Source organism: Curtobacterium sp. VKM Ac-2889, assembly GCF_015350855.1.
In the GTDB taxonomy this organism is placed as follows: domain Bacteria; phylum Actinomycetota; class Actinomycetes; order Actinomycetales; family Microbacteriaceae; genus Curtobacterium; species Curtobacterium poinsettiae.
Genome location: NZ_JADKSC010000002.1, coordinates 365,576 through 389,903, shown reverse-complemented (window position 1 = coordinate 389,903; position 24,328 = coordinate 365,576). Strand labels below are relative to the sequence as shown.

At 72.2% G+C, this 24,328-nt stretch carries 21 protein-coding genes; 10 read left to right on the top strand and 11 right to left on the bottom strand.

Annotated elements, in window-relative coordinates; translation table 11 throughout:
• The first annotated feature begins 70 nt into the window (after nucleotides 1–70).
• The 4 genes from dapE to ITJ50_RS07620 all read left to right on the top strand — a co-directional run bounded on the left by dapE (nucleotide 71) and on the right by ITJ50_RS07620 (nucleotide 3,544).
• Complete coding sequence (gene dapE / locus ITJ50_RS07635) at nucleotides 71–1,153, top strand: succinyl-diaminopimelate desuccinylase (RefSeq protein WP_194590242.1); 1,083 nt, start codon at nucleotides 71–73, stop codon at nucleotides 1,151–1,153.
• Nucleotides 1,138–2,382 carry a hypothetical protein gene (locus ITJ50_RS07630; protein ID WP_194590241.1) on the top strand — a complete coding sequence of 415 codons (1,245 nt, stop codon included), beginning with the start codon at nucleotides 1,138–1,140 and terminating at the stop codon, nucleotides 2,380–2,382. The genes dapE and ITJ50_RS07630 overlap by 16 nt, the downstream gene beginning before the upstream one ends.
• 148 nt (nucleotides 2,383–2,530) lie before the next feature.
• On the top strand, nucleotides 2,531–2,701 hold the full coding sequence (locus tag ITJ50_RS07625; protein WP_017887054.1) for a DUF3117 domain-containing protein: 171 nt from the start codon (nucleotides 2,531–2,533) through the stop codon (nucleotides 2,699–2,701).
• 114 nt (nucleotides 2,702–2,815) lie between these two features.
• Nucleotides 2,816–3,544 carry an AAA family ATPase gene (locus ITJ50_RS07620; protein ID WP_017887053.1) on the top strand — a complete coding sequence of 243 codons (729 nt, stop codon included), beginning with the start codon at nucleotides 2,816–2,818 and terminating at the stop codon, nucleotides 3,542–3,544.
• A gap of 27 nt (nucleotides 3,545–3,571) precedes the next feature.
• On the opposite strand, the gene ITJ50_RS07615 is transcribed toward ITJ50_RS07620, so the two are convergent.
• A complete protein-coding gene (locus ITJ50_RS07615; protein ID WP_017887052.1) occupies nucleotides 3,572–4,204 on the bottom strand; it encodes an O-methyltransferase in 633 nt (210 codons plus the stop codon).
• Nucleotides 4,205–4,268: 64 nt separating this feature from the next.
• On the opposite strand from ITJ50_RS07615, the gene ITJ50_RS07610 reads away from it, so the two are divergent.
• A complete protein-coding gene (locus ITJ50_RS07610; RefSeq protein WP_017887051.1) occupies nucleotides 4,269–4,637 on the top strand; it encodes a twin-arginine translocase TatA/TatE family subunit in 369 nt (122 codons plus the stop codon).
• A 104-nt stretch (nucleotides 4,638–4,741) separates the two neighbouring features.
• Here ITJ50_RS07610 and ITJ50_RS07605 read toward each other — a convergent pair whose 3' ends face one another.
• From ITJ50_RS07605 to ITJ50_RS07590, 4 genes are read right to left on the bottom strand one after another with little or no spacing between them, the layout of a single operon-like run.
• Nucleotides 4,742–5,590 carry a class I SAM-dependent methyltransferase gene (locus ITJ50_RS07605; protein WP_194590240.1) on the bottom strand — a complete coding sequence of 283 codons (849 nt, stop codon included), beginning with the start codon at nucleotides 5,588–5,590 and terminating at the stop codon, nucleotides 4,742–4,744.
• Nucleotides 5,591–5,600: 10 nt separating this feature from the next.
• A complete protein-coding gene (locus tag ITJ50_RS07600) occupies nucleotides 5,601–6,761 on the bottom strand; it encodes a P-loop NTPase (RefSeq protein WP_194590239.1) in 1,161 nt (386 codons plus the stop codon).
• A complete protein-coding gene (locus ITJ50_RS07595) occupies nucleotides 6,754–7,251 on the bottom strand; it encodes a DUF1003 domain-containing protein (RefSeq protein WP_042539423.1) in 498 nt (165 codons plus the stop codon). Before ITJ50_RS07595 ends, ITJ50_RS07600 begins: the two co-directional genes overlap by 8 nt.
• A 52-nt stretch (nucleotides 7,252–7,303) precedes the next feature.
• Nucleotides 7,304–8,623, bottom strand: coding sequence for a magnesium transporter MgtE N-terminal domain-containing protein (locus ITJ50_RS07590; RefSeq protein ID WP_017887047.1), 1,320 nt, complete (start codon nucleotides 8,621–8,623; stop codon nucleotides 7,304–7,306).
• Nucleotides 8,624–8,727: 104 nt separating this feature from the next.
• On the opposite strand from ITJ50_RS07590, the gene ITJ50_RS07585 reads away from it, so the two are divergent.
• Complete coding sequence (locus ITJ50_RS07585; RefSeq protein ID WP_194590238.1) at nucleotides 8,728–9,624, top strand: general stress protein; 897 nt, start codon at nucleotides 8,728–8,730, stop codon at nucleotides 9,622–9,624.
• A 570-nt stretch (nucleotides 9,625–10,194) separates the two neighbouring features.
• On the opposite strand, the gene ITJ50_RS07580 is transcribed toward ITJ50_RS07585, so the two are convergent.
• Both ITJ50_RS07580 and ITJ50_RS07575 read right to left on the bottom strand, forming a co-directional pair.
• Nucleotides 10,195–10,671 (bottom strand): GNAT family N-acetyltransferase, encoded by a 477-nt coding sequence (locus ITJ50_RS07580; RefSeq protein ID WP_194590237.1) that lies wholly within the window; start codon nucleotides 10,669–10,671, stop codon nucleotides 10,195–10,197.
• 9 nt (nucleotides 10,672–10,680) lie between these two features.
• On the bottom strand, nucleotides 10,681–12,165 hold the full coding sequence (locus ITJ50_RS07575) for an aminopeptidase P family protein (protein ID WP_159557593.1): 1,485 nt from the start codon (nucleotides 12,163–12,165) through the stop codon (nucleotides 10,681–10,683).
• 70 nt (nucleotides 12,166–12,235) lie between these two features.
• On the opposite strand from ITJ50_RS07575, the gene ITJ50_RS07570 reads away from it, so the two are divergent.
• The gene (locus ITJ50_RS07570; RefSeq protein ID WP_194590236.1) at nucleotides 12,236–13,108 is read left to right on the top strand and encodes a PHP domain-containing protein; all 873 of its coding nucleotides are present in this window, start codon (nucleotides 12,236–12,238) and stop codon (nucleotides 13,106–13,108) included.
• Between the two features lie 177 nt (nucleotides 13,109–13,285).
• Here ITJ50_RS07570 and ITJ50_RS07565 read toward each other — a convergent pair whose 3' ends face one another.
• Nucleotides 13,286–14,791: a DEAD/DEAH box helicase gene (locus tag ITJ50_RS07565; protein WP_194590235.1), complete on the bottom strand. Its 1,506-nt coding sequence runs from the start codon at nucleotides 14,789–14,791 to the stop codon at nucleotides 13,286–13,288.
• A 191-nt stretch (nucleotides 14,792–14,982) separates the two neighbouring features.
• Here ITJ50_RS07565 and ITJ50_RS07560 point away from each other — a divergent pair, with 191 nt between their 5' ends.
• Nucleotides 14,983–15,696, top strand: coding sequence for a ferritin-like fold-containing protein (locus ITJ50_RS07560; protein WP_231564082.1), 714 nt, complete (start codon nucleotides 14,983–14,985; stop codon nucleotides 15,694–15,696).
• An 87-nt stretch (nucleotides 15,697–15,783) separates the two neighbouring features.
• On the opposite strand, the gene ITJ50_RS07555 is transcribed toward ITJ50_RS07560, so the two are convergent.
• Both ITJ50_RS07555 and ITJ50_RS07550 read right to left on the bottom strand, forming a co-directional pair.
• Entirely contained in the window at nucleotides 15,784–16,080 is a 297-nt protein-coding gene (locus tag ITJ50_RS07555; protein WP_140448450.1) for a hypothetical protein, read from the bottom strand.
• A 4-nt stretch (nucleotides 16,081–16,084) separates the two neighbouring features.
• On the bottom strand, nucleotides 16,085–16,309 hold the full coding sequence (locus tag ITJ50_RS07550; RefSeq protein ID WP_031259670.1) for a DUF3107 domain-containing protein: 225 nt from the start codon (nucleotides 16,307–16,309) through the stop codon (nucleotides 16,085–16,087).
• A gap of 128 nt (nucleotides 16,310–16,437) precedes the next feature.
• On the opposite strand from ITJ50_RS07550, the gene ITJ50_RS07545 reads away from it, so the two are divergent.
• Both ITJ50_RS07545 and ITJ50_RS07540 read left to right on the top strand, forming a co-directional pair.
• Nucleotides 16,438–19,593 carry a PD-(D/E)XK nuclease family protein gene (locus ITJ50_RS07545; protein ID WP_194590234.1) on the top strand — a complete coding sequence of 1,052 codons (3,156 nt, stop codon included), beginning with the start codon at nucleotides 16,438–16,440 and terminating at the stop codon, nucleotides 19,591–19,593.
• Nucleotides 19,590–22,841 (top strand): ATP-dependent DNA helicase, encoded by a 3,252-nt coding sequence (locus ITJ50_RS07540; RefSeq protein WP_194590233.1) that lies wholly within the window; start codon nucleotides 19,590–19,592, stop codon nucleotides 22,839–22,841. Before ITJ50_RS07545 ends, ITJ50_RS07540 begins: the two co-directional genes overlap by 4 nt.
• A gap of 437 nt (nucleotides 22,842–23,278) precedes the next feature.
• On the opposite strand, the gene ITJ50_RS07535 is transcribed toward ITJ50_RS07540, so the two are convergent.
• Nucleotides 23,279–24,277, bottom strand: a complete 999-nt coding sequence (locus tag ITJ50_RS07535; protein WP_140448453.1) for a phosphotransferase — start codon at nucleotides 24,275–24,277, stop codon at nucleotides 23,279–23,281.
• Between the last annotated feature and the right edge of the window lie 51 nt (nucleotides 24,278–24,328).

Sequence of the window (24,328 nt, the reverse complement as noted above, 5' to 3'; positions counted from 1 at the left end):
CCGGGGCGGCGGGGATCCCGTCCGGCCGGACGGCCGGGGCGGTGCGAGGGTCGGCCGGTAGGCTGCCCGCATGCCGGAGCACCTCGACCTCACCGCCTCGTCCATCGACATCACCCGTGCCATCTGCGACATCGAGTCGGTGTCCGGCAACGAGCAGGCCCTCGCCGACGCGATCGAGGCCGTGCTCGACCCGCTGCCGCACCTCGAGGTCATCCGCGACGGCGACGCGATCGTCGCGCGGACGAACCTGGGCCGCGACCGCCGGGTGGTCATCGCGGGGCACATCGACACCGTCCCGCTCAACGACAACCTGCCGACCGAGTTCCGCACCACCGAGGACGGCACCGAGATCCTCTGGGGCCGCGGCACCGTCGACATGAAGGCCGGCTGCGCGGTGCAGCTCAAGCTCGCGTACGACCTGGCCGACCCCTCGGTCGACGTCACGTGGGTCTGGTACGACCACGAGGAGGTCAGCGACGCCCTGAACGGCCTCGGTCGTCTGGCCCGCACGCGGCCCGAGCTGCTCGCCGCCGACTTCGCGATCCTCGGTGAGCCGTCCGGGGCGCAGATCGAGGGCGGCTGCAACGGCAACCTCCGCGCCGAGATCCGCACGTTCGGCAAGCGCTCGCACAGCGCCCGGAGCTGGATCGGCGACAACGCCATCCACAAGACCGCCCCGATCCTGGCCACCCTGGCCGCGTACGAGCCCCGCACCGTCACGGTCGACGGGCTCGAGTACCGCGAGGGTCTGAACGCCGTCGGCATCAGCGGCGGCATCGCGGGCAACATCATCCCGGACGAGGCGATGGTGCACGTGAACTACCGGTTCGCCCCGTCCCGTTCGGCCGACGAGGCCGTCGCCCACATCCGCGAGCTGTTCGACGGCTACGAGGTCGCGATCGTCGACCTCGCCGCCGGTGCACGTCCCGGGCTCGACGCTCCGCTCGCGCAGGACTTCGTGGCTGCCGTCGGTGGACCGGCACCCCGCCCGAAGTACGGCTGGACCGACGTCGCACGGTTCTCGGGCCTCGGCGTCCCCGCGGTCAACTACGGCCCCGGCGAACCGGTCTTCGCCCACCACGACGACGAGCAGGTCCCGGTCGCGCAGATCACCACGGTCGAGGCCGGGCTGCGTCGGTGGCTGACGGCCTGACGACGGCGGGGGCCACCCGGAGGACCCCTGCTCGGAACCGCTGGCGGGCCCGGTACCGGCTCGTGCCCTGGTGGGTGCGCATCACCGTCGTCTACGTGCTGGCGCGGCTCGTCACCGGCGCGATGATGCTCGTCTTCGCCGGCGTGCAGGCGGCGAACTCGTTCACCGTCCAGAGCCCCGGCTACCTGTCGTTCGCGTCCATCTGGGACGGCGCCTGGTACCGCGTGATCGCCACGGGTGGGTACCCGTCGACGCTGCCGGTCGACGCCGCGGGACACGTGACCGAGAACGCGTGGGCGTTCATGCCCGCCTACCCGTTCCTGGTGCGCGGGTTCATGCTGCTCACCGGAGCGCCGTTCGAGTTCGTCGCGGTCTCGGTGTCGTTGCTCGCCGGCCTCGGCGCCGCGCTGGTGTTCCGCCGGCTGATGGGCCGGTTCCTCGACCCCGCGCGGGCGACGTTCGCCACGGTGCTGTTCTGCGTCGCACCGGTGTCGGCGGTGTTCCAGGTGGCCTACGCGGAGTCGATGGGCCTGTTCCTGCTGCTCGTCGCGCTGCTGCTCATGGTGGATCGACGGTGGTGGGCGATGCTGCCCGTCGTCCTCCTGCTCGGCATGACCCGACCGACGGGGCTCGCCTTCGCGTTCCTGGTGGTGCTCTTCGTGGCCGCGTGGGCGATCCGCCCGGCGTGGGTGCGCTCGTCGGAACCGCTGACCCTCCGCCGGCTCGTCCCACCCGCGGTGGTCGCCACGGTGTCGGGTCTGGTCGGTCTGGCGTGGCCGGCCATCGCGTGGGCGGTCACCGGCGTGCCGAAGGCCTACACGGACACCGAGCTCGCCTGGCGCTCGTCGTACATCGGGTGGAAGGAACTCGTGCCGTTCGCGCCGTGGGTGCAGGGGTTCGGGTGGTGGTTCGGGCAGCCGGCCGGGACGGTGCTGCTCGTCGTCGTGCTCATCGGGTTCGCCGCGTTCGTGTGCATGCCCGCTGCGCGCCGGATCGGCATCGAGCTGCGACTCTGGGGCGTGGCGTACCTGGTGTACCTGCTGGCGGTGTTCTTCCCGCAGTCGAGCACCTGGCGCATCCTCGTGCCGATCGCGCCGCTGCTCGGCATCGTGGCGCTGCCGCGGTCGCGGGTGTACCGCGTGGCCGTCGTCGTCGCGTTCGTCGGGCTGCAGTGGGTCTGGCTGTACTACACGTGGTGGATCGACGGCTACGACTGGACCCCGCCGTGATCGACGCGGAGCACCGGAAGGCCCGTGGATCCGCGTTCTGCGGAGCACCGGAACGCCACATCCGACACCCCCAACCTGGGCGGTTTCGCAGTTGCCCCCTCCATACGGGATAATGGGACAGCATTTACTGCACGAAAGGGGACATCTGATGGCAGCCATGAAGCCGAGGACCGGTGACGGGCCGATGGAGGCTGTTAAGGAGGGTCGACTCATCATCGTGCGGGTTCCGCTCGAAGGTGGAGGCCGCCTGGTCGTCTCGGTCAACGATGCCGAGGCCAAGGAACTCCACGACGCACTCGCCGAGGTCGTCTCGGCCTAGTACGTCGAAGTACCAGAACGGGAAGCCCGGAGCGTGTACGCTCCGGGCTTCCCGTCTGTCTGCCTGGAGCGGGCAGCCCCCCCTGGTGTCGGTCGGCTCCGGCAGGATGAGGACGTGCCGAGGACCCACCTGCCCATCCGACGTGTCGACGAGTACCGCGACCCGGACCCGATGCCGCGCGACGCCTGGCCGGCCACGCTCCCGCCGATCCGGCAGCTGCTCGACGAAGGCCTCGACCTGGACCCGGTGACGGTGTTCGTCGGGGACAACGGTGTCGGCAAGTCGACCCTGATCGAGGCCATCGCGCTCGCGTTCGGGATGTCCCCGGAGGGCGGCTCGACCGGGGCGCACCACTCGACCCGCCCGTCCGAGTCGGACCTGTGGCAGCACATCGTCCTGCGACGGGACTTCGGTGCGCCCCGTGGCGGCTTCTTCCTGCGTGCTGAGACCATGCACGGCTTCTTCACCTACCTCGAGGAGCACCCGAACCGCAGTCGCCCCGAACCGGTCTTCCACGAGCGCAGCCACGGTGAGGCGTTCCTGGACTTCGTCATCGACCGGGCGCGCTGGCCCGGGCTCTGGATCCTCGACGAGCCGGAGTCAGCCCTGTCGTTCTCGGGCTGCCTCACCCTGATCGCCCTGCTGCGGTCGATCGTCGAGAGCGGTGTCGGACAGGTCGTGCTCTCGACGCACTCACCCGTGCTGGCCGCGTTCCCGGGCGCGACGATCCACGAGGTCGGCGAATGGGGCCTGCGGCGCGCCGAGTGGAGTGAGCTCGACCTGGTGCGGAACCAGCGGGCGTTCCTCGAGTCCCCGGAGCGGTACCTGCGGCACCTCGACTGACCCGCGCGAGCGCCGGCGGGCCGAGGACTAGTTGGTGACCTTCGTCAGCTGCAGCAGCCCGTCACCGGCCGGCGACAGCGCGCTGCGCACCGCACCCGACGTCGACACCTCGGTCAGCAGCAGCCGGAAGTCCGTGGTGGCACGGTCGCGCTTGACCGGGTCGGCCACGCGTCCGCGCCACAGGGCGTGCGGTACCAGGACGGTGCCGCCCAGGCGTGCGAGGCGCAGCCCGTGCTCGACGTACTCGATGACGTGCTCCGGGTCGGCGTCGACGAGGACGACGTCGTACGAGGCCTCGTTCATGCGGGGGAGCACCTGGTTGGCCCGACCGGGGATGAGCCGGATCCGTGCGGGGGCGGTGCCGGCGCTGATGTAGGCGTCACGGGCGAACTGCTGGTGGTCGACCTCGACGTCGATCGTGGTCAGGGTCGCGTTCGGGGCACCGGCGAGCAGGTACAGGCCGGAGACGCCGAGACCGGTGCCGATCTCGATGATGCTCGTGGCTCGCGAGGCTGCGGCGATGACCCCGATCTGCGCACCGATCGCGGGCGAGATCGCTTCGACCCCGAGTTCCAGGGAGTGCTCACGAGCACGGGCGATCGCCTCGGTCTCCGAGACGATGTCCTCGGCGAACTTCCAGTTCGACTCTTTCTCTGACACGCACACTCCGTTCGGGAGACAACTCTAGAGGTGCAACGCAGCAGCACGCGTTAGGCTCGCTCGCGTGGACATCCCGCTCGACAAGATCCTGATCATCGGGGTCATCGGCGTCCTCTTGCTCGGGCCGCAGCGCCTGCCGATGTACGCCCAGAAGCTGGCCGAGTTCGTCAAGGCCGTCCGCCGGTTCGCCGACACCGCCAAGGAGCGGATGCGCGACGAGATGGGCCCCGAGTTCGACGACATCGAGTGGCAGAAGCTCGACCCGCGCCAGTACGACCCGAGACGCATCATCCGTGATGCCCTGCTCGACTCCGGTTCCAGTGCCGCAGCCGTGCAGACCGCACAGGTCTCCGCGTCCAAGGTGCGTGCGACGGCTCCCGTCGTGCCCCTGGCCGCCGGTGAGGCCGCGCCCTTCGACGCCGAGGCGACCTGACGCTCGTCGCGTCACCACCTGACGCTCGTCGCGTCACCACCTGACGGACTGGAGGCCCGTGGCAGATCCGCCACGGGCCTCCGGTCCGCCATGGTGTCGCGTCGTCAGTCGCGGGTGGCGACGATCGTGTAGGTCGTGGGGATGCGGTCGCGGTCGTGCTCCGGCCAGGCCCACGAACCGGTGCCGGTCTCGACCATGCGCGCGCTGAAGCGCCACGGCAGCGTGCGGCCCTCGTCGAGCCGGCGGAGCCGCAGCCCGGCGCCGAGCAGGGCGTTCACGATCTCGGACAGCGGGTGCGGCCACTCGAAGGTGCGGGTGTTCGCCACCGTGCCGTCGCCCGCGTAGGTGCCCGCGTCGTCCCACTGCTGGGCCGTGCCGTCGGGGAAGTACCGGTACCGGGTGACGAGCTCGTCCGCGTCCTCGTCGAGGGCGTACAGGGCCGGGTGGCCGTCGCGGATGAAGAACACCCCGCCGGGGCGCAGCAGTCCGGCGACCTGGGCGGCCCAGCGGTCGAGGTCGGGGAGCCAGCAGATCGTGCCGATGCTCGTGTACACGACGTCGAAGTCCCCGGGGACGGCGGCCCGGGCGTCGAGGACGTCGGACTCGACCCAGGTGACGTCGATGCCGAGTCGCGATGCGAGCCCACTGGCCGAGGTGAGTGCTGCGGGCGAGAAGTCGACGCCGGTCAGCCGGGCACCCTCGCGGGCGAGCGACACCGTGTCGGTGCCGATGTGGCACTGCAGGTGGCAGACGTCGAGGCCGTCGAGCGAGCCGTTCGGCAGCCACGGCGTCAGCGCCGGCAGGTCCTCACGCACGACGTCCGAGCGGTGGTCGGGGTCGACGAGGGCGTCGATCTCGTAGGCACCCTCGTGGATCGGCACCCGGTCGTCCCAGTTCGCCTGGTTCGTGGCGCGTGCGTGCTTCCAGTCGACGTCGACGTGATCCGTGCTCATGCCCCCGAGCCTAGGACAGTGAGAGCCCGAGCTTCCGGCCGGCGAGCCCGCGTCCCATCGTGGTGATCCGGTCGGCGATCGCGGTCAGGGCCACCGCGGCCGGGTCCTCCGGGCTGCCGAGCACCACCGGTACCCCTCCGTCGCCGCCCTCGCGCAGCGGCACCGACAGCGGCACGCTGCCGAGCACCGGGACGGGGGCGTCCTGCCCGCGGGAGAGCCGCGATGCGGTCTCCGCACCACCGCCCTCGCCGAACAGGTGCAGGACCGACCCGTCCGGCTGCACGAGCCCGGACATGTTCTCGACCACGCCGATGACCCGCTGCCCGGTCTGCCGGGCGACGATCCCGCTGCGCTCGGCGACGTCGGCCGCGGCGGCCTGCGGGGTCGTGACGACCAGGACCTCGGCGTGCGGCAGGAGCTGCCCCACCGAGATCGCGACGTCGCCGGTGCCCGGGGGCAGGTCGAGCAGCAGGACGTCGAGGTCGCCGAAGAACACGTCGGTCAGGAACTGGTTCACGGTGCGGTGCAGCATCGGTCCGCGCCACGACACCGCGGTCGAGACGTCGTCGACGAACATGCCGATCGACACGACCTTCACGTCGTGGGCCACCGGCGGCAGGATCATGCTGTCCACACGCGTCGGACGCGGCGCGACCCCGTGCTCGTCGGTCAGGCCCATCAGCCCGGGCACGCTGAAGCCGTGCACGTCGACGTCGACGACCCCGACCCGCAGGCCCCGGCGGGCGAGCGCGACGGCGAGGTTCACGGTGACGGTGGACTTGCCGACGCCGCCCTTGCCACTCGTGACGGCGATGACGCGGGTGAGGGAGTCCGCCGTGAACTGCACGCCCTTCGGCCGGCCGGCGCGGAGCCGCTCGGTCAGCGCGGCGCGTGTCGCCGGGTCCATCACGGACACGTCGACGTCGACGGCGGCGACCCCCGGGACGGACGCGGCGGCGACGCGGACGTCGCGCTCGATGGTGTCGGCGGCGGGGCACCCCACGATCGTGAGCTGCAGGTCGACGCGCACCGAGCCTCCAGGCTGCACGTCGACACCACGGATCATGTCGAGCTCCGTGACGGGGCGACGGATCTCGGGGTCGATGACGCGGCCGAGCGCAGCGAGGACCGCCGTGCCGAGCTGATCGTCGGTGGGGACGGGTTCAGCCACGGGTGGAGCTGTCGTGTTCGTCCGCGTAGCCGGCCTCGTCGGCGTCGCGGCGGTCGAGTTCCTCGAGCAGGGAGCGGAGCTCGGCACGGATGAAGTCCTTGGACGCCATGTCCCGCATCGCCAGGCGCAGGGCCACGACCTCGCGGGCCAGGTACTCCGTGTCGGCCAGGTTGCGCTCGGCACGCTGGCGGTCCTGTTCGAACTGCACGCGGTCGCGGTCGTCCTGCCGGTTCTGCGCGAGCAGGATCAGCGGGGCCGCGTACGAGGCCTGCAGCGAGAGCACGAGGGTCAGCGCCGTGAAGCCGATCGCGGCCGAGTCGAACTGCCACGGCTTCGGCGCCAGGGTGTTGTAGCCCATCCAGACCACGCAGAACAGCGTGAGGCCGATGAGGAACCACGGCGTACCCATGCCCCGGGCGATGCCCTCGGTCGCGCGACCGAAGGTGTCCCCGCGACCACGGCGACGGCTGGGGAGCACGCGCGTACGCATGCCCTTGGGGGAGTCGAGCCGGACCTCTTGGCGGTCACGGTCGCGACGGGTGTCATCCGTTCGGGCCACGGGTGGTCCTCCTTCCCGTCGTCACGGGTGTCCTGCGCGGGCGTTGGCGTGGAAGCGGTGAGGGTTCCCCCTCGCCCTGACTTCGCCAGTCGTCCGGCAGGACGTGGTCGAGGACATCGTCGATCGTCACCACCCCGACGAGACGGTGGGCGTCGTCGACCACGGGCACGGAGAGCAGGTTGTAGGTCGCCATGATGCGGGTGACCTCGGCGGCGCTCGCGTCGACCCGGACCGGTTCGGTCTGCTGGTCGATGAGCGTGCCGAGCCGCTCGTTCGGCGGGTAGCGGAGCATCCGCTGGAAGTGCACGAGCCCGAGGAACCGACCGGTCGGCGGCTCGTACGGCGGCAGGGTGACGCAGACGGCGGCGCCGAGCACCGGCGCGAGCTCGTGGCGGCGGACCAGGGCCAGGCCCTCGGCCACGGTGGCGTCGGCCGAGACGATCACCGGTTCGGTGGTCATGAGACCACCGGCGGTGTCCGGCTCGTACTCCAGGAGCATGCGGACGTCCTGCGCCTCTTCCGGCTCCATGAGCTGCAGGAGGGCTTCGCTCCGCTCGTCGGAGAACTGGGCCAGGACGTCGGCCGCGTCGTCGGGCTGCATCTGGTCGAGGACGTCGGCGGCACGGGCGTCCGTCAGCCGGGTGAGGATCTCGATGCGTTCCTGGTCCGGCATCTCCTCGAGCACGTCGGCGAGGCGGTCGTCCGGCAGTTCCTCGGAGACCTCGAACCGACGCTCGGCGGGCAGGTCGAGGAGCGTCGACGCCAGGTCTGCGGGCAGCAGGTCGGAGTACGCGGCGATGACGTGCTCGGCGGACTGGGCCTCGCCGGGGAGCTCGTCCTCGGTGACCTCGTTCCACGTCGCGAAGGTCGTCGGGCCCTTGCCGAACGGCGACGGCGTGGTCTTCGGCTTGCGGAGGAAGAGCTGCGCGACCTCCCAGTCGCCCTGCCCGCGGTCCTCGATCGCGACGTCCTCGATGGTGGCGCGGATGCGCTGGTTCTTGATGAGCACCTTGCGGCCGAGCATCTCGGCGATGACGCGGACCTCGCCGCCGCGCTGCTCGAAGCGGCGCATGTTCACCAGGCCGGTCGTGATGACCTGCCCGGCACCGATCGAGGTGATGCGGCCGATGCTCACGAAGATGCGGCGCTTGCCGGGCACCTCGACGATGAGCCCGACGACGTGCGGGGGATCGGCCCGGCGGTAGACGACCAGGACGTCCCGGACCCGTCCGACGCGGTCGCCCGCGGGGTCGAAGACGGAGCACCCGGCGAGGCGGGCGACGAAGACCTTCGTGGCGCTCACCCGACCCAGCGTAGTCGCTCGGGTGTGCGCGTTCGCCCGCGCCGGTCGGCGGCTTCCCTGAGAGTGCACGTGCGATTGCAAGGTGTGCGGTGAATGATGGCTGGGTGAGCAATCAGAGCCCCTTCGCCGGCAGGACCGCCCAGGCGTTCCCGACGCTGCCCAAGGGCGACGTCCTGGGAACGTACGACAGCTACCCCGACGCGCAGCGCGTGGTGGCGAAGCTGGCCGAGGCCGACTTCCCCGTCAACCAGCTCTCCATCGTCGGCAACGACCTGAAGACGGTCGAACGGGTCACCGGCAAGATGACCTACGGCCGCGCCGCCATCGCCGGCGCGCTGTCCGGTCTGTGGCTCGGCATCTTCTTCGGCATCGTGCTCACCCTCTTCTCGCCGAGCGCCGGCGGCCTGATCCTCGCCGCGGCGATCATCGGTGCCGCGTTCGGCATGCTCTACGGCATCGCCTCGTTCGCCATCACCAAGCGGCAGCGTGACTTCACCAGCGTCCACCAGGTGCTCGCCACGAACTACCAGATCGTCGTCAACCCGCAGCTGACCGGGCAGGCGCAGCGGATCCTGGGTGAGCACGGGGCGACCCCGTCCACGCACTGGAACGACGCTCCCCAGCAGCAGCAGCAGCAGCAGCAGCAGTGGCGCCCGGGCCCCGGCGGGGTCCCGCCGCAGCAGCAGTCGCCGTACGGCGGGCACGCCACCCCGCACCAGCAGCCAGGAGGCCCGCAGCACCCCGGTACGTCGGCCCCCGGTGCGCAGACCGCCGCGCCCTCGGGCCCGCCGCGCTACGGCACGAACGACGGGCCCCGGTACGGGGAGACCCCGGAGACCGCTGCCGCCCCCGCGGCCCCGCCGGTGCCGGAGCGTCGGCCCGAGGAGCCGCCGCGCTACGGCGAGCGGGTGGCCGGTGCGACGCCGCCGTCGGCTCCCGCGTCCTCGGACCAGTCGTCCGCGCCGGATGCTCCGCGCGACGGCGAGGGCGACCGCCGCTAGCGGTCCTCGGCTGGCTGCGCGCCGATTGCCGATTGCCGCTCGCCCTCCGGCGTCATCGGCCGTCGGTCGTGCGTGGAAGCACGCAACACGCTGCTCACGTCCGCTGAGGTCGCACGAATTGTCGCCTCCGGACCCCGCGGGCGGCAGCTGGTACGACTTCCGGGGCGCGGGCATGGCGGGCGGGCGGTCGCAACACTCCGCGCGCCTGCGGTCGAGTGGTCGGAGATCGTCGTTCGGGGCCGGCTCGGGCGACGGTTCGTGACCGCTCAGCATCGGGCAGGCGGCATGTCGTGACCGGGCGCGATGCCGACTCGGGCACGGTGCGGCACGGCACCGCGCGGGCGGCAGTTCGTGCGACTTCGTCGGGAGGGGGGCATGCCGGGCGGGCGGTCGCAACACTCCGCGCGCCTGCGGTCGAGTGGTCGGAGATCGTCGTTCGGGGCCGGCCCAGACGACGGTTCGTGACCGCTCGGCCTCGGGCCGACGGCACGTCGTGACCGAGAGCCGAGCGGGCTCGGGCGCGCGCGAGCCGGGCTTTCGCGCGGCGCGGTCCGGGCAGGCTCGGGCTGGCTAGAGGACCTTCGAGTAGCAGACCGACAGGGGCGCCCCGACGTAGGGCCCGAAGTTCGCGATCCGCCGGAAGCCCTCGCGCTGGTAGAACCCGACGGCGCGCTGCTGCTCCGTGCCCGTCTCGAGGACGAGCGCCGGGGACCCGAGGTCGAGCGCGGCTTCTTCCAGCCGACGCAGCAACGCAGCCGCGGCGCCGGACCCGCGGGATTCCGGCCGGACGTACATCCGCTTGATCTCGGCGATGCCGTCGTCGACGACGCGCAGGCCCCCACACGCCAGGGGCGTGCCGGACTCGTCCCGCGCGACGAAGAACACAGAGATCGAGTCGGCGGTCGGCTTCTCGCCCGGTTCGGTGTCGCCGCCGTGCGCCCGGTCGATCTCCAGTCGCTGTGCGGCGCGGACCCGCTGGGCGTCGGGTGAGTCGAAGTGCTCGACCTCGATCGAGAAGGTGTTCGGGGAGACCTCGGGCGTCGTCACCCGCTCACGCTAGCGGCCGGAACGGGCGATCCACCCCTCCACTTCCGAGGGGGTCCGGGGGATGCCGACGGACAGGTTCTCGGCGCCGTCCTCGGTGACCAGGATGTCGTCCTCGATGCGGACGCCGATGCCGCGGAACTCCTCGGGCACGGTCAGGTCGTCCTGCTGGAAGTACAGCCCGGGCTCGATCGTGAAGACCATGCCGGCCTGCACGGTGCCGTCGAGGTACATCTCGCGGCGGGCCTTCGCGCAGTCGTGCACGTCGAGGCCGAGGTGGTGGCTCGTGCCGTGCACCATGTAGCGGCGGTGGAACTGGTTGTCCGGCTCGAGCGACTCGGCGGCCGAGACCGGCAGGAAGCCCCACTCGGCGGTCTTCCGCGCGATGACCTGCATCGCGGTGGCGTGCACCTGGCGGAACGTGATGCCCGGCTTGACGATCGCGAAGGCGGCGTCGGCTGCTTCGAGCACGGCTTCGTAGACCATGCGCTGCACGGGCGAGAACGTGCCGCTCACCGGAAGCGTGCGGGTGATGTCGGCGGTGTAGAACGAGTCGACCTCGACCCCCGCGTCGATGAGGATGAGGTCGCCGGGCTGCACGGCGCCGTCGTTGCGGGTCCAGTGCAGGATGCAGGCGTGGTGGCCCGAAGCGGCGATGGTGTCGTAGCCCACGGTGTTGCCGTCGGCGCGGGCCCGCCGGTTGAACGTCCCCTCGACGATGCGCTCCCCGCGCGGGTGGGCGAGCACGGCGTCGAAGTCGGCGATGACGTCGTCGAACCCGTGCTTCGTGGCGTCGACGGCCTTGCGGAGCTCACGGACTTCGTACGCGTCCTTGACCAGTCGGAGCTCGGACAGGTCGCGGGCGAGCAGGTCGTCGGTCGCCGGGGAGTCGTCGGTCTCGTCGACGCCACCGATCGCCGCACCGATGCGGGTGTCGAGCGACCGGGTCAGGTCGTCGTCTGCTTCGCGCACCAGCAGCGCCGAGGCGTCGAGCGCGTCGGCGACGGCGGTGAACGCACCGAGGTCGGCCGTGGCCAGCCCCAGGTCGGCGGCGACGGCGTCGAGCGAGGGGCGCGGCCCGACCCAGAACTCGCCGATCTCGGGATTGGCGTAGAACTCTTCCGAGTCGCGGCCCGCGGTGGCGCGGAAGTACAGCGTGGCGTCGTGCCCGGAGCCGTTCGGCGTCATCACGAGCACGGAGCCGACGACGGTGTCGGTGCCCCAGCCGGTCAGGTGCGCGAAGGTGGAGTGCGGGCGGAACGGGTAGTCGCAGTCGTTCGAGCGGACCTTGGCCTGTCCGGCGGGCACCACGATCGTGCGGCCCGGGTGCAGCTCGGAGATGCGGGCGCGACGTTCGGCGGCGAACGCGGCCTGCTCGCGGGGTTCGGGCTGCGCTTCGTCGCGCTCGGCCCACTGCGACCCGATGAAGTCCTTGAAGGTCGAGGACCCGGGGGTCGTGGATCGGTTGCTCGTCGCGCGGGGAGTCGTGTCGGCCATGCGTCCATCATCGCACCGCCGGACGACACCCGGCCTGTGCGGCCGCTCACCTGTGGATAGCATTGGCCACGTGCCAGACCCGTTCATCGACCTGCACGCGCACTCCAGTGTCTCCGACGGCACCGAGCGTCCCGCGGAGCTCGTGCGAGCAGCCGCGGCCGCCGGACTCGACGCCGTCGCGCTGACCGACCACGACACGACGGCCGGGTGGGCGGACGCCACGACCGCGGCACTCGAGCTGCCCCTGACCCTGCTGCCGGGGCTCGAGCTGAGCACGCGGATCGGGTACCGGAGCGTGCACGTGCTCGGCTACCTGGTCGACCCCGAGCACCCCGGTCTGGTCGAGGAGACGACCCGCATCCGCGACGGTCGGCTCTCGCGCGCGCACCGCATGGTCGACCGCATCGCCGAGGACCACCCGATCACCTGGGCCGACGTCCTGGCCCAGTCCAGCCCCGGCGCCACGATCGGCCGCCCGCACATCGCGGACGCCCTGGTCGCCCGTGGGCTCGAGTCCGACCGGTCGGCGGCGTTCCGCGGCATCCTGCACCCGGCGTCCGGCTACTACGAACCCCACGAGGCACCGTCGCCCCTGCGCGGCGTCGAGCTCATCCGGCAGGCAGGCGGCGTGCCCGTCATCGCGCACCCGGCGGCGTCGTCGCGCGGGATCGTCATCGACGAACCGATGCTCCGCTCCCTGGTCGACGCCGGGCTCGGCGGTCTCGAGGTCGACCACCGCGAGAACCTGGCGCACGGCAAGCGCACCCTGCTCGACTGGGCGACCCGCTACGACCTGTTCGTCACCGGTTCGAGCGACTACCACGGCACCGGCAAGCCGAACCGGCTGGGGGAACACCGGACCGCGTGCGTGTCCTTCGACGCCATCGTCGCCCAGGCCACGGGCAGCGCCCCCGTGGTCGGCCCCGGCTCGCGCCTGTCCTGACCCGAGGCTCGTCTCACCGAAGCGACACATCTCGCTCGCGGCGGCCTGACCCCTCCGCGAAAGCGACAGATTCCCGCCGACGGTTCGCGGCGATCTGTCGCTTTCGCGGGGGCAGTCGGCAGGTGGGGACGACGAAGGGCCCGTCGCGTCAGCGACGGGCCCTTCGGTCTGGAGGCGCTACTCGCCGTCCGACGTGCCCTGCGGTGCCGAGGCGGTCGCCGAGGCATCGCCGGTGCCCGCACCGCGACGGCGGCGACGGCGGCGACGCTTCGCGGCGCCGTCGGTGGAACCACCCTCGGCGGCGGAGCCGTCCTCGGCGCCAGCCACGGCCGTGGGGGCGACCGACTCGGTTGCCGGAGCCTGCGGGGCGGACTGCTCCGAGCCTCCTGACCGGGTGCGGCTGCGCGACCGCGAACGCGACGCGTCACGTGAACCCGTCGCCGGGCGGTCGCTGCTGCGCTTCTCGGCGGGGGCACCGGCAGAAGCCGCGTGCGACGACGAGCCGGGCAGACGGCCCTTGGTGCCCTTGGGGATGTCGAGTTCCTCGAACAGGTGGGGCGACGACGAGTAGGTCTCGACGGGCTCGGGGATACCGAACTCGAGGGCCTTGTCGATCAGCGTCCACTTGTGCAGGTCGTCCCAGTCGACGAACGTGACCGCGATGCCGGTCTTGCCGGCGCGGCCGGTGCGGCCAGCGCGGTGCAGGTACGTGTCCGGGTCGTCCGGGATCGTGTGGTTGATCACGTGCGTGACGTCGTCGACGTCGATGCCGCGGGCGGCGACGTCGGTGGCGATGAGCACGTCGCGCTTGCCGGCCTTGAACGCAGCCATGGCGCGCTCGCGCTGCTCCTGGTTGAGGTCACCGTGCACCGCTGCCGCGTTGAACCCGCGGTCCTTGAGTTCCTCGACCAGCTTCGCCGCGGCACGCTTCGTGCGCGTGAAGATCACGGTCTTGCCGCGACCCTCGGCCTGCAGGATGCGGGCGATGACCTCGTCCTTGTCCAGCGAGTGCGCGCGGTAGATGAGGTGCTTGATGTTGGCCTGCATGAGGCCCTCGTCCGGGTCGGTCGCCCGGATGTGCACCGGACGGCTCATGAACCGTCGTGCGAGCGCGACGATCGGCGCGGGCATCGTCGCCGAGAACAGCATCGTGTGCCGCACCTCGGGGACCGCCTGGAAGATCCGCTCGATGTCCGACAGGAACCCGAGGTCGAGCATGCGGTCGGCCTCGTCGAGCACGACCTCTTGCACGTGGGAGAGGTCGAGCAGACGCTGCCGCTGCAGGTCGATGAGTCGCCCGGGCGTGCCGACGACGATCTGGGCGCCGGCCTTGAGCTGTTCGACCTGGCCTTCGTAGGCCTTGCCGCCGTAGATCGAGACGACCGTGGTCGGGCGGTTGGACGCCGCGAGCTCGAGGTCCTCGGTGACCTGGACCGCGAGTTCACGGGTCGGGACGACGACGAGCGCCTTCACACCGTGGGCCGGGTCGGCACCGAGTCGCTGGATCAGCGGCAGGCCGAACCCGAGGGTCTTGCCGGTACCCGTCTTGGCCTGGCCGATGATGTCCTGGCCGGTCAGGCCGAGCGGGATGGTCTGTTCCTGGATCGGGAAGGGCTCGATGATGCCCTTGCCGGCCAGTGCATCGACGATGTCCTGGTCGATGTTGAGGTCTGAGAAAGTCAAAGAATCACCTTAGTTCTGGTGGAAGTCCGGGCCAGTCTACCGACGGGCGCGTGGTCCGGGGCACTCCGGGGTGCCGCTGGGCGTCGGGCCGGGCGCCCGGCGGGTGCCGCTGGACGTCGGGGCGGGCGCCCTCCGGGCGCCGCTGGGCGTCGGGCGGGTGACCGGCGGGTGCCCTCTATGCTGGTCGGGTGGTGTCGTGGTGGAACCGGAAGCGCGCGGCGCAGCTCGCTGCCGCATGGCTCGCGTCGCGGAACCCGCGCGGAGCAGCACAGGTCAAGCGGCTCGCGCTCGACGACGTCACCCCGGAGCTCGATGTCTACCTGGGGCAGGCCGCCTACCTGCAGCTCTCCGTCTACGAGACGATGGGACGAGCCGGTGCTTCGGCACCGACGCTCTCCGGCCGTCTGGTCACCGGGGTGCTCGCGACCACGGCGCTCGAGCGGCACCGCACGATCGTGGCCGAGATCGAGCGCACCGGCGGGGACCCGGCGGCGCTGATGGCACCGCACCGCGAGGCGATCGACCTGTTCCTCGAACGGACGAGCGGTGCCGACTGGTACGAGTCGATGCTCACCGGCTACGTGACGGCAGGCATCCTGAACGACCTGTTCGGCAACCTGCTCCGCTCGCTGCCGATCGACGTGCGGCAGCGGCTGCGTTCGGTGTTCGACGCGCGCGAGGAAGCGGCGGTCGTCGAGGAGCTCACTGCCCACATCGAGGACGACCCGCAGATCGGATCGCGCCTGGCGATGTGGGGACGGCGTCTGGTGGGCGACACCCTGCTCGTCGCCCGGTCCGCCCTGGCGTCGCACGCCCGTGAGGACCAGGAGCGACTGGAGCCGGTCTGGACCGAGCTCATCGCCGCGCACACCCGACGGATGGACGCGCTCGGCCTGACGGCTTGAGCGGCAGGCCCGCTCGAGCTTCACGCTTGATCGAGCGTCACGCTTGCTCGATCGTTGGCTTGCTCGGGTGTCGGGCTTGCTCGGGTGTCAGGCGCCGCGCGTCTTGAGCTGCTCGTAGTACGCGGCGTCGCCCTTGTCGCGCCGGGTTCCGAGGAGCCACTCGACCACGACTGCGACCACGCCGGCCCCCACGAGGGCCACGACCCAGATCCAGGTGCCGTCGTACCGCCACCCGGCCCAGGTCAGCGCTTCCCACAGGACGGCTGCGGCGATGCCGCCGGCAGCAGGGCCGACGAGCACGCCGCGGTTCGACCGCCACGGCAGGATCACGTGCGCGACCGCGCCGATGATGATGCCGCCGAGGACGGCGAAGAGCAGTTCCACGTCGTCAGGCGACGAAGCCGATGCGCCGTGCCTCTTCCGCGCCGACCTCGACGTACGCCAGGGCCGAGACGGGGACGATGAAGCGACGGCCCTTGTCGTCCTGCAGCGACAGGTGCGTCGACTTCGCGGTGAGCGCCTCGGACACGGCCTTCTCGACCTCGTCCGCGGTCTGGGCGGTCTCGAACGCGATCTCGCGCGGGCTGTTGATGATGCCGATCTTGATGTCCACGAGCACAGCGTATCCGAGCGGTCCCGTGCGGCATCGGCCGTTCGCCGCGGGCGCACTCGGGCGGTCGGACGACCGGTGCCCCGCGCGTCCGGGGCGGTGCTGTCGGCGGTCCTCGGTACCGTACGAGCGTGCCGCAGACCACGCTGATGCCCGCTCCCGAAGACACCGGGTTCGCGCGCGCACTGGTCGACGACCCCTCGCAGGCTGCGGTGCTCGCCTTGCCGGACGGCCGCCACGGTGCGGTGATCGGCGCCCCGGGCAGCGGCAAGACGACCACGCTCGCTCGCCTGGTCGCCGACCGCCTGCACCGCCCCGATGCGATCACCCCGGACGGGCACGCGACGGTCCTGGCCCTGACCTCGGCACGCACAGCGGCGACGGCGCTGCGCGACCGACTGGCGCGGACGGTCGACCGGGTCGTTCCCGGGGCCCTCGCACGCACCGTGAACTCCCTGGCGTTCCAGATCGTCACGCACGCGGCGGCGGTGCAGGGGCAGGAACCCCCGACGCTGCTGACCGGTGGCGAGCAGGACCGGATCATCGCCGACCTGCTCGCCGGGCACGAACTCGACGCAGCCGGTCCGGCCTGGCCCGACCCGATCACCGCGGTCGTCCGTGAACGCGCCGGGTTCCGCACCGCACTCCGCGACGTGATGATGCGCGCGGTCGCCGCTGGTGTCGAGCCCGACGACATGCGCGAACTCGGCGACGAGCTCGGTCGACCCGAGTGGCACGCCGTGGGTGACTTCGTCGACGACTACCGCGCCTCGGTCACCGCGTTCCGGCCGACCGGACTCGACTCCGGCGAGCTCGTGGCGTACGCCACCGCCGCGGTGCTGCGGCACGAGCTCCCCGCGAGCATCGCCGCCCTGCGGCTGGTCGTCGTCGACGACACGCAAGAACTGGTGGAGGGCGAGATCGCCCTGCTCGGAGCCCTCGCGCGTTCCGGGGTGCAGATCGTCGCGTTCGGCGATCCGGACATCGCTGCCTCGGCGTTCCGCGGCGCCGAACCGGACGTGCTCGGACGGCTCGCCGTACGACTCGGGGTGGACCGCGTCGACGAGCTGTTCCTCGGCGCCGTGCACCGGCACCCCGCGCCGATCCGCGCCCTGGTCTCCGGCATCACGGGCCGCATCGGCACCGCGGCGGCCGGACGACAGAGAAGCGCCGCGGCGAGCCACCAGGACGCGCGGTCCGACGCCGTCGTCCACCTCGAGGCTGCCAGCCGGTCCGCCCTCGTGGTCGCGATCGCTCGTCGACTCCGCGAACACCGCCTGCTGGACGGCGTGCCGTGGCACCGGATGGCCGTGGTCACCCGGAGCGGCGCTGCCATCCCGGAACTCGTGCGGGCGCTCTCCGTGGCCGAGGTCCCTGCGACCGCCGGCGCGGCGCCCGTCCGTCCGCGCGACGACTCCGCGGCGCGGGCGCTGCTCGACGCGGCTGCGGTGGCGCTCGACGTCCTGCCGCTCGACGCCGCCCTGGCCACCGCGTTCGCCACGGGGCCCCTCGGCGGCCTCGACACCCTGGCGATGCGCAGACTCCGGCTCGCACTGCGGCGCGAGGAGCTCGCGGGCGACGGCAGCCGCACCGCCGACGAACTGCTGGTCGAGGCGCTGGGCGCACCGGAGCGACTGGCGACGGTCGACGCCGGGTTCGCGCGGCGTGCGACCCGACTTGCCCGGAGCCTGGTACAGGCGCGTGCCGACGCCGATGCGGGGTCGAGCATCGAGGAGATCCTCTGGGGGCTCTGGGAACGCAGTGGCCTCGCGAAGTCGTGGGGTGCCCAGTCCGCCGCCGGTGGTGTGGGTGCGGGGGAGGCCGACCGCCACCTGGACGCCGTCGTCGGCCTGTTCACCGCCGCCAAGCGCTTCGTCGAGCGCACGCCGGACGCCCCCGCGCGGGTCTTCGTCGACGACCTGCTCGGTGCCGACCTGCCCGAGGACTCGATCGGCCCCGACCGGACCGCCGGCCGTGTGCGGGTGCTGACCCCCTCGGCGACGATCGGACTCGAGTGCGACGTGGTCGTGGTGCTCGGCCTGCAGGACGGTGTCTGGCCGAACACCCGGGTGCGCGGCAGCCTGCTCGACCCGGACGGCCTGGTGCGCGCGGCCGCCGGTGTCGAGCGTTCGCCCATCGACGACCGCGCCGCCGTCGTCGCCGACGAACTCCGACTCTTCGCCCGGGCGGTGTCCCGCGCGACCACGCAGGTCGTCATCGGCACCGTCGCGAACGACGACGAGTCACCGTCGCCCTTCGTCCGTCTCGTCCCGGTCCCGCCGGACCGCCAGCCGACCGTTCATCCACTGTCGCTGCGCGGGCTCGCCGGGTCGCTGCGCCGACGGGTGGTGGGCTCCGGCGACCACGAAGCCGCGTCCGCGTTGGCCCGCCTGGCCGAGGCAGAGGTACCCGGGGCGGCTCCGGACGAGTGGTACGGACTCGCCGAGCCGACCACCGACGAACCCCTGGTCGACCTCGACGCCGAGCCCGTGCCCGAGGTCGAGGGCGGGGAGCCCGTCGCGCCGGCCGTGTCGGTGTCGCCGTCACGGATCGGCACCTTCGAGGAGTGCCCGGTGCACTGGTTCGCGCAGACCTTCGGTGGCGGTGCCCCGAGCCCGGCGATGGGCATCGGCACCATCGTGCACGAAGCGATGGAGCACGCCACCGAGATCGACGTCGAGTCGCTGTGGGAGCGGGTCGAGTCACGGTGGGACGAGCTCACGTTCGAGTCGCCCTGGGTCGCCGACCGCGAGCGCGCGCGGACGCGGCGGATGATCGAGGGACTGAGCGACTACCTCCGCACCTTCGCCAGCGCCGGGCGCCAGTTGCTCGGCGCCGAGACCTCGTTCGCGCTCGTGACCGGTCCAGCACGCATCCGGGGGAGCATCGACCGCATCGAGGTCGACCCCGACGGCCGTGTCAGCGTCGTCGACCTGAAGACCGGCCGCTCGATGCCCAGCGAGAAGAACGACATGCCGGAACACCCGCAGCTCGGTGCCTACCAACTCGCGGTCGAGGACGGCGCGGTCGACGGTGTACCCGCCGGCTCCCCGATGACCGATGCACGGCTGGTCTTCGTCCAGAACCCCCGCGGTGGCCACGCCTTCTCGGAGCGGACGCAGCACGCGTTCGACGCCGAGGCGCGTGAGGCGTACCGCGAGCGCCTGCACGGTGTGGCGCGGGGCATGGCCGGCCGGACGTTCGTGGCGAACGTGGACGACCACTGCGAGAAGGCCCGGACCGGGGTCGAGTGCCGGATCCACGTGGTGGCGGAGGTGACCTGGTGAGCGACCCGACCGAGACGACCGACACGGCTGCTGCTGCTGCGCCGCCCGTCATCCGGCACGGTGCCGACGCCATCGCCGACGCGCTGGGCCGCCCCCGTCCCACCGCCCAGCAGCGCGCCGTCATCGAGTCGCCGCTCGTGCCTGCGCTGGTCGTCGCCGGAGCGGGCAGCGGGAAGACCGAGACGATGGCCTCGCGCGTGGTCTGGCTGCTGGCCAACGGGTTCGTCCGCCCCGACGAGGTCCTCGGCCTGACCTTCACCCGCAAGGCCGCCGGCGAACTGTCGGTCCGCATCAACGACCGCATCCGCGCGCTCGAGGACGTCGGGCTGATCACCCCGGGGGACGCCTTCGAAGCGCCCACCGTCTCGACGTACAACGCCTTCGCGAACGCGGTCTTCCGCGAGAACGCCCTGCTCGTCGGCCGCGACGGCGAGTCCCAGGTGCTGACCGAACCCTCGGCCTGGCAGCTCGCCCGTCGGGTCGTGGTGGCCGCCCGCGACGACCGGCTCGCCGGACTCGACCGCGACGTCGACACCCTGACCGCCGCCGTGGTCGCGCTCGCCGGCGCCACCTCCGAACACCTCGTCGAACCAGAAGACCTGCGCCGGTTCGCCATCGAGTTCTCCGAGCTGCTCGAACTCCCCGGCAACCGGGGCAAGCCGTACAAGGCGATCACCGACGCGGTCGCCGCCATCGGCGCCCTCGAACCCCTGGCCGACCTGGTCGCCGAGTTCCGTCGACAGAAGGTCGACCGCGGGTTCGTGGAGTTCTCCGACCAGATCGCCCTGGCGCTCGCCGCGGCCGAGTCGGCACCGCGCGTCGTCGACGACCTGCGGAGTCGGTACGGCGTGGTGCTCCTCGACGAGTACCAGGACACCTCGGTGGTGCAGACCCGGTTCCTCGCCCGGCTGTTCCGCGGGCACTCGGTGATGGCGGTCGGCGACCCACACCAGTCGATCTACGGGTTCCGTGGGGCGAGTGCGGCGAACCTCGCCCGGTTCCCGCACGACTTCGGGGGCGACGAACCCGGCGTGGCCGAGCCGGTGACCTTCGCGCTGTCGACGAGCTGGCGGAACCCGGTCGACGTGCTCGCGGGGGCGAACGCGATCGTGGCGCCGCTGTCCGAGGCGTCCGAGGTCGACGTCGAACGGCTCTCGCCACGACCGGGCGCCGACGCCGGCACGGTGCGTTTGGTGTTCCCCGAGACCCTGCCGGAAGAGGCCGACGAGGTCGCGGCGTGGTTCCAGGACCACCGTCGGCGGGCCCCGGCGGGCTCGATGGCGCTGCTGCTGCGGGCCCGGAAGGACCTCGCGGCGTTCACAGCGGCGCTCGGAGCACGTGGGGTGCCCTACCACGTGCTCGGGACCGGAGGGCTGCTCCAGCGCCCGGAGATCGTCGACCTGGTGGCATGCCTGCGCGTGCTGCACGACCCGGCGGCCGGCAACGACCTGATCCGGCTGCTCGCGGGCTCGCGGTGGCGGGTCGGCGCGGCGGACATCGTCGCCCTGCACCAGCTCGCCCGGTGGCTGTTCCAGCGCGACCACACCCAGCAGCGTCTCGACGACGACCTGACCGCGGCGTTCCGGGCCTCGGTCGCCGCAGGGGAGCACGGGTCGATCGTCGACGCGCTCGACTTCGTCGCGACCGCGCCCGACGAGCACGGTGCGCTCGAGGGCATCACCGCCGCCGGTCGCAGCCGGATGCGCGCGCTCGGCGGGCAGCTCGCGATGCTCCGCTCACGCGCGGGGAGTGACCTGGTCGACTTCGTGACGCTCGTCGTGCAGGAGATGCGACTCGACATCGAGGTCGCCGCGCACGAACAGGGCAGCGGCGCGTACCTCGACGCCTTCATCGACGAGCTCGCCGGCTTCGTGTCGACCGACGACCGCGCCGACCTCGGCTCGTTCCTCGGCTGGATCGACGCCGCAGCCCGGCGTGACGACATGGGCCCGCGTTCCGAGGAGCCCGAGGCCGGCACCGTGCAGATCCTGACGATCCACGGGTCCAAGGGGCTCGAGTGGGACGCCGTCGCGGTGCCCCGGATGGTGGAGGGCGGTCTGCCCGCGCGTCCGCAGGAGGGCTCGTCCGGCTGGCTCGGGTTCGGCCGTTTGCCGTACGAGTTCCGCGGGGACGCCGCGGAGCTGCCCCGGCTCGCCTGGCGCGGACAGGAGACCCAGAAGGACGTCACCACGGCGATCGACGCCTTCAAGGAACAGGTGAAGGCCCGCAACGAGGACGAGGAACGCCGGCTCACCTACGTCGCCCTGACCCGCGCCAAGCACGACCTGCTGGTGTCCGGCTCGTTCTGGGCCGGCGGGGTCCGACCCACCGAACCGAGCCGCTACCTGCGCGACCTGGTGGACGCCGACGTCATCGACGGCGCGGCGATCCCGGAGACGACGGTGCACGACGAGAACCCGATGGGGGAGAGCGGCGCGACCCAGACCTGGCCGCACGTGCCGTTCGGGCAGCGGGCGCCGCGGGTCCTGGCCGCGGCCGAGCGGGTGCGGAACGCGAACCCCGGAGCCGCCGGGCGCTTCGCCGCCGACATCGACCTGCTGCTCGCCGAGCGGCACGCCACCCGGAACGCGAAGCACGCGGTCGCCGTCCCGCACCGCGTCCCGGCGTCGGGCTTCAAGGACTACCTGACCGAACCCGACTCCGTGGCCGAGCGGCTCCGCCGGCCGATGCCCGAGCGACCGTACCGTGCCACCCGTCTCGGCACGCTCTTCCACCAGTGGGTGGAGCAGCGGGCGCGGAGCGGTGGCGGGCTCGAGACCCTCGACGTCTGGGACGGCGAGCTCGACCTCGACGCCGACGACCTCGTCGACGCATCGCCGGACGCCGTGGTCACCGACGACGACGCCCGCCGACTCGCGGACTTCCAGGCGACGTTCGCCCGCTCACGGTGGGCCGGGCTGACACCGATCGAGGTCGAACGCGAGATCCACATCCCGTTCCTCGGGCACAGCGTCGTGTGCAAGCTCGACGCCGTCTACGAGATCGACGGGCGTGCCGAGGTCGTCGACTGGAAGACGGGCAAGGCTCCCTCGGGGGCAGACGACCTGGCTCGTCGCACCCTGCAGCTCGCGTTGTACCGCGTCGCGTACGCCGAGTTCACCGGACGGCCGCTCGACCAGGTCGACGCGGTGTTCTACTTCGTCGCCGACGACCTCGAGGTCCGTCCGTCCGAGCTGCTGGACCGCGCCGGCCTGGAGCGCGCGTGGTCCGAGGCCATCGGCAGCTGACGTCCCGCGGCGGGCGGAAGGCGCGCGCGACCGCCCGCGGTGCGTCCGGCGCGGGCCGCGCCGGACCTGCCGAGCCTGCCGTGTCGCGCGCGGCGCCCGCCGCGGGACGCGCCTGACGGGATGTGCCGGAAGAACCGCACCTGCCGTGTCGCCGCCCTGCGCCTGCAGCGCGCTGTGCCGGTCGTGCTCCGCCCGGTTGTGCTCCGCCGGTCGTGCTCCGCCCTGGAGGCCCGGACGCGAGCCGACGACCGGCACCGGGCCTCCAGACGGTCGCGTCCCGGACGCGAGCCGACGACCGGAACCGGTCACGACACCCCGCGTTCGGTGCAGCGAGCGGTCACAGACCGTCGGATGGACGCGACGCAGCCGACGATCTGTGACCGCCCGGCGGAACCGAGCGGGGAGTCGTGACCGACGTTCGGCGGCGCGATCCGGGGTCAGCCGTGGCGACGCTCGGTGGAGGACAACAGCTGCTCCACCTCGCCGATCTCCATCGTCTCCGGCGACACGGACTGCAGCGGCTCCGCACTCGGGGCGTGCACAGCGTCGACCAGGCGGTGCATCATCGCGACGGCGTCGTCGACGACCTCGGTGCTCTTCGCCTGGACGCCGTGCAGCAGCCAGTGCGCTGTCTCGAGCTCGTGGTGCACACGTGCACGCTGTGCGAGCTGGCGGTCGCGACCGCCGCCGTTCGCTTCGTAGGCACTGAGGACGGTGTCGAACGCGTCGCGACGGCCGGCGAGCACCCAGGCGAGGTCCTTGGCCGGGTCGCCGAGCCGCAGCTCGCCCCAGTCGAGGATCCCCGTGACCGCGTCACCGTCGACGAGCAGGGCGCCGGTGCCGAGCGAGCCGTGCACGACGGTCGGCGTGAACTGCCAGAGCTGTTGGTCGCGTGCGGCGCCCTCCCAACGCTCGACGAGCGCGGCGGGGACGAGCTTGGTCGCGACGGCACGGTCCATCACCGAGACGGCGGACCGGAGCACCTCGAACGGTGTGAGCGAGGGCAGGCCCGCGTCGGAGACGAAGCTCGTCGGCAGCTGGTGGATCGCGGCGACGGCACGGCCGACGCTGGTGGCGAGGTCGGGGTGCTCGACGAGTGACGCGAGCGTCGGGTGGGTCCCGGTCAACCGTGTCGTGACGATGGCGCGCGTCGATCCGATCGGTGCCTGGCCGCGGTACTCGACGACCCCGAACGGCAGGCGGGTGCGGATCCCGGCGCTCAGCGCCCGGATTGCGACGAGGTCGGCCGACTGGCGGGCCTCGGCGCGCTGGTTCCGGGGGCGGCGGATGACGATCTCGGTGCCGTCGGCGTCGCGGAGGAGCGCCGACTCGTAGTCGCCGGCCGCGGCCGAGCCGAGCGTGCGCGTGCCCGTGACGAGGAGACCTGGAACGGCCGTCGTCGCCAACGCGGCTAGAGTGAACTGGGATCCCGCCATGCCCCTCAGGGTAGGCGCGTGACGCGTGCACGGCTGCACGCCACGCTGTTC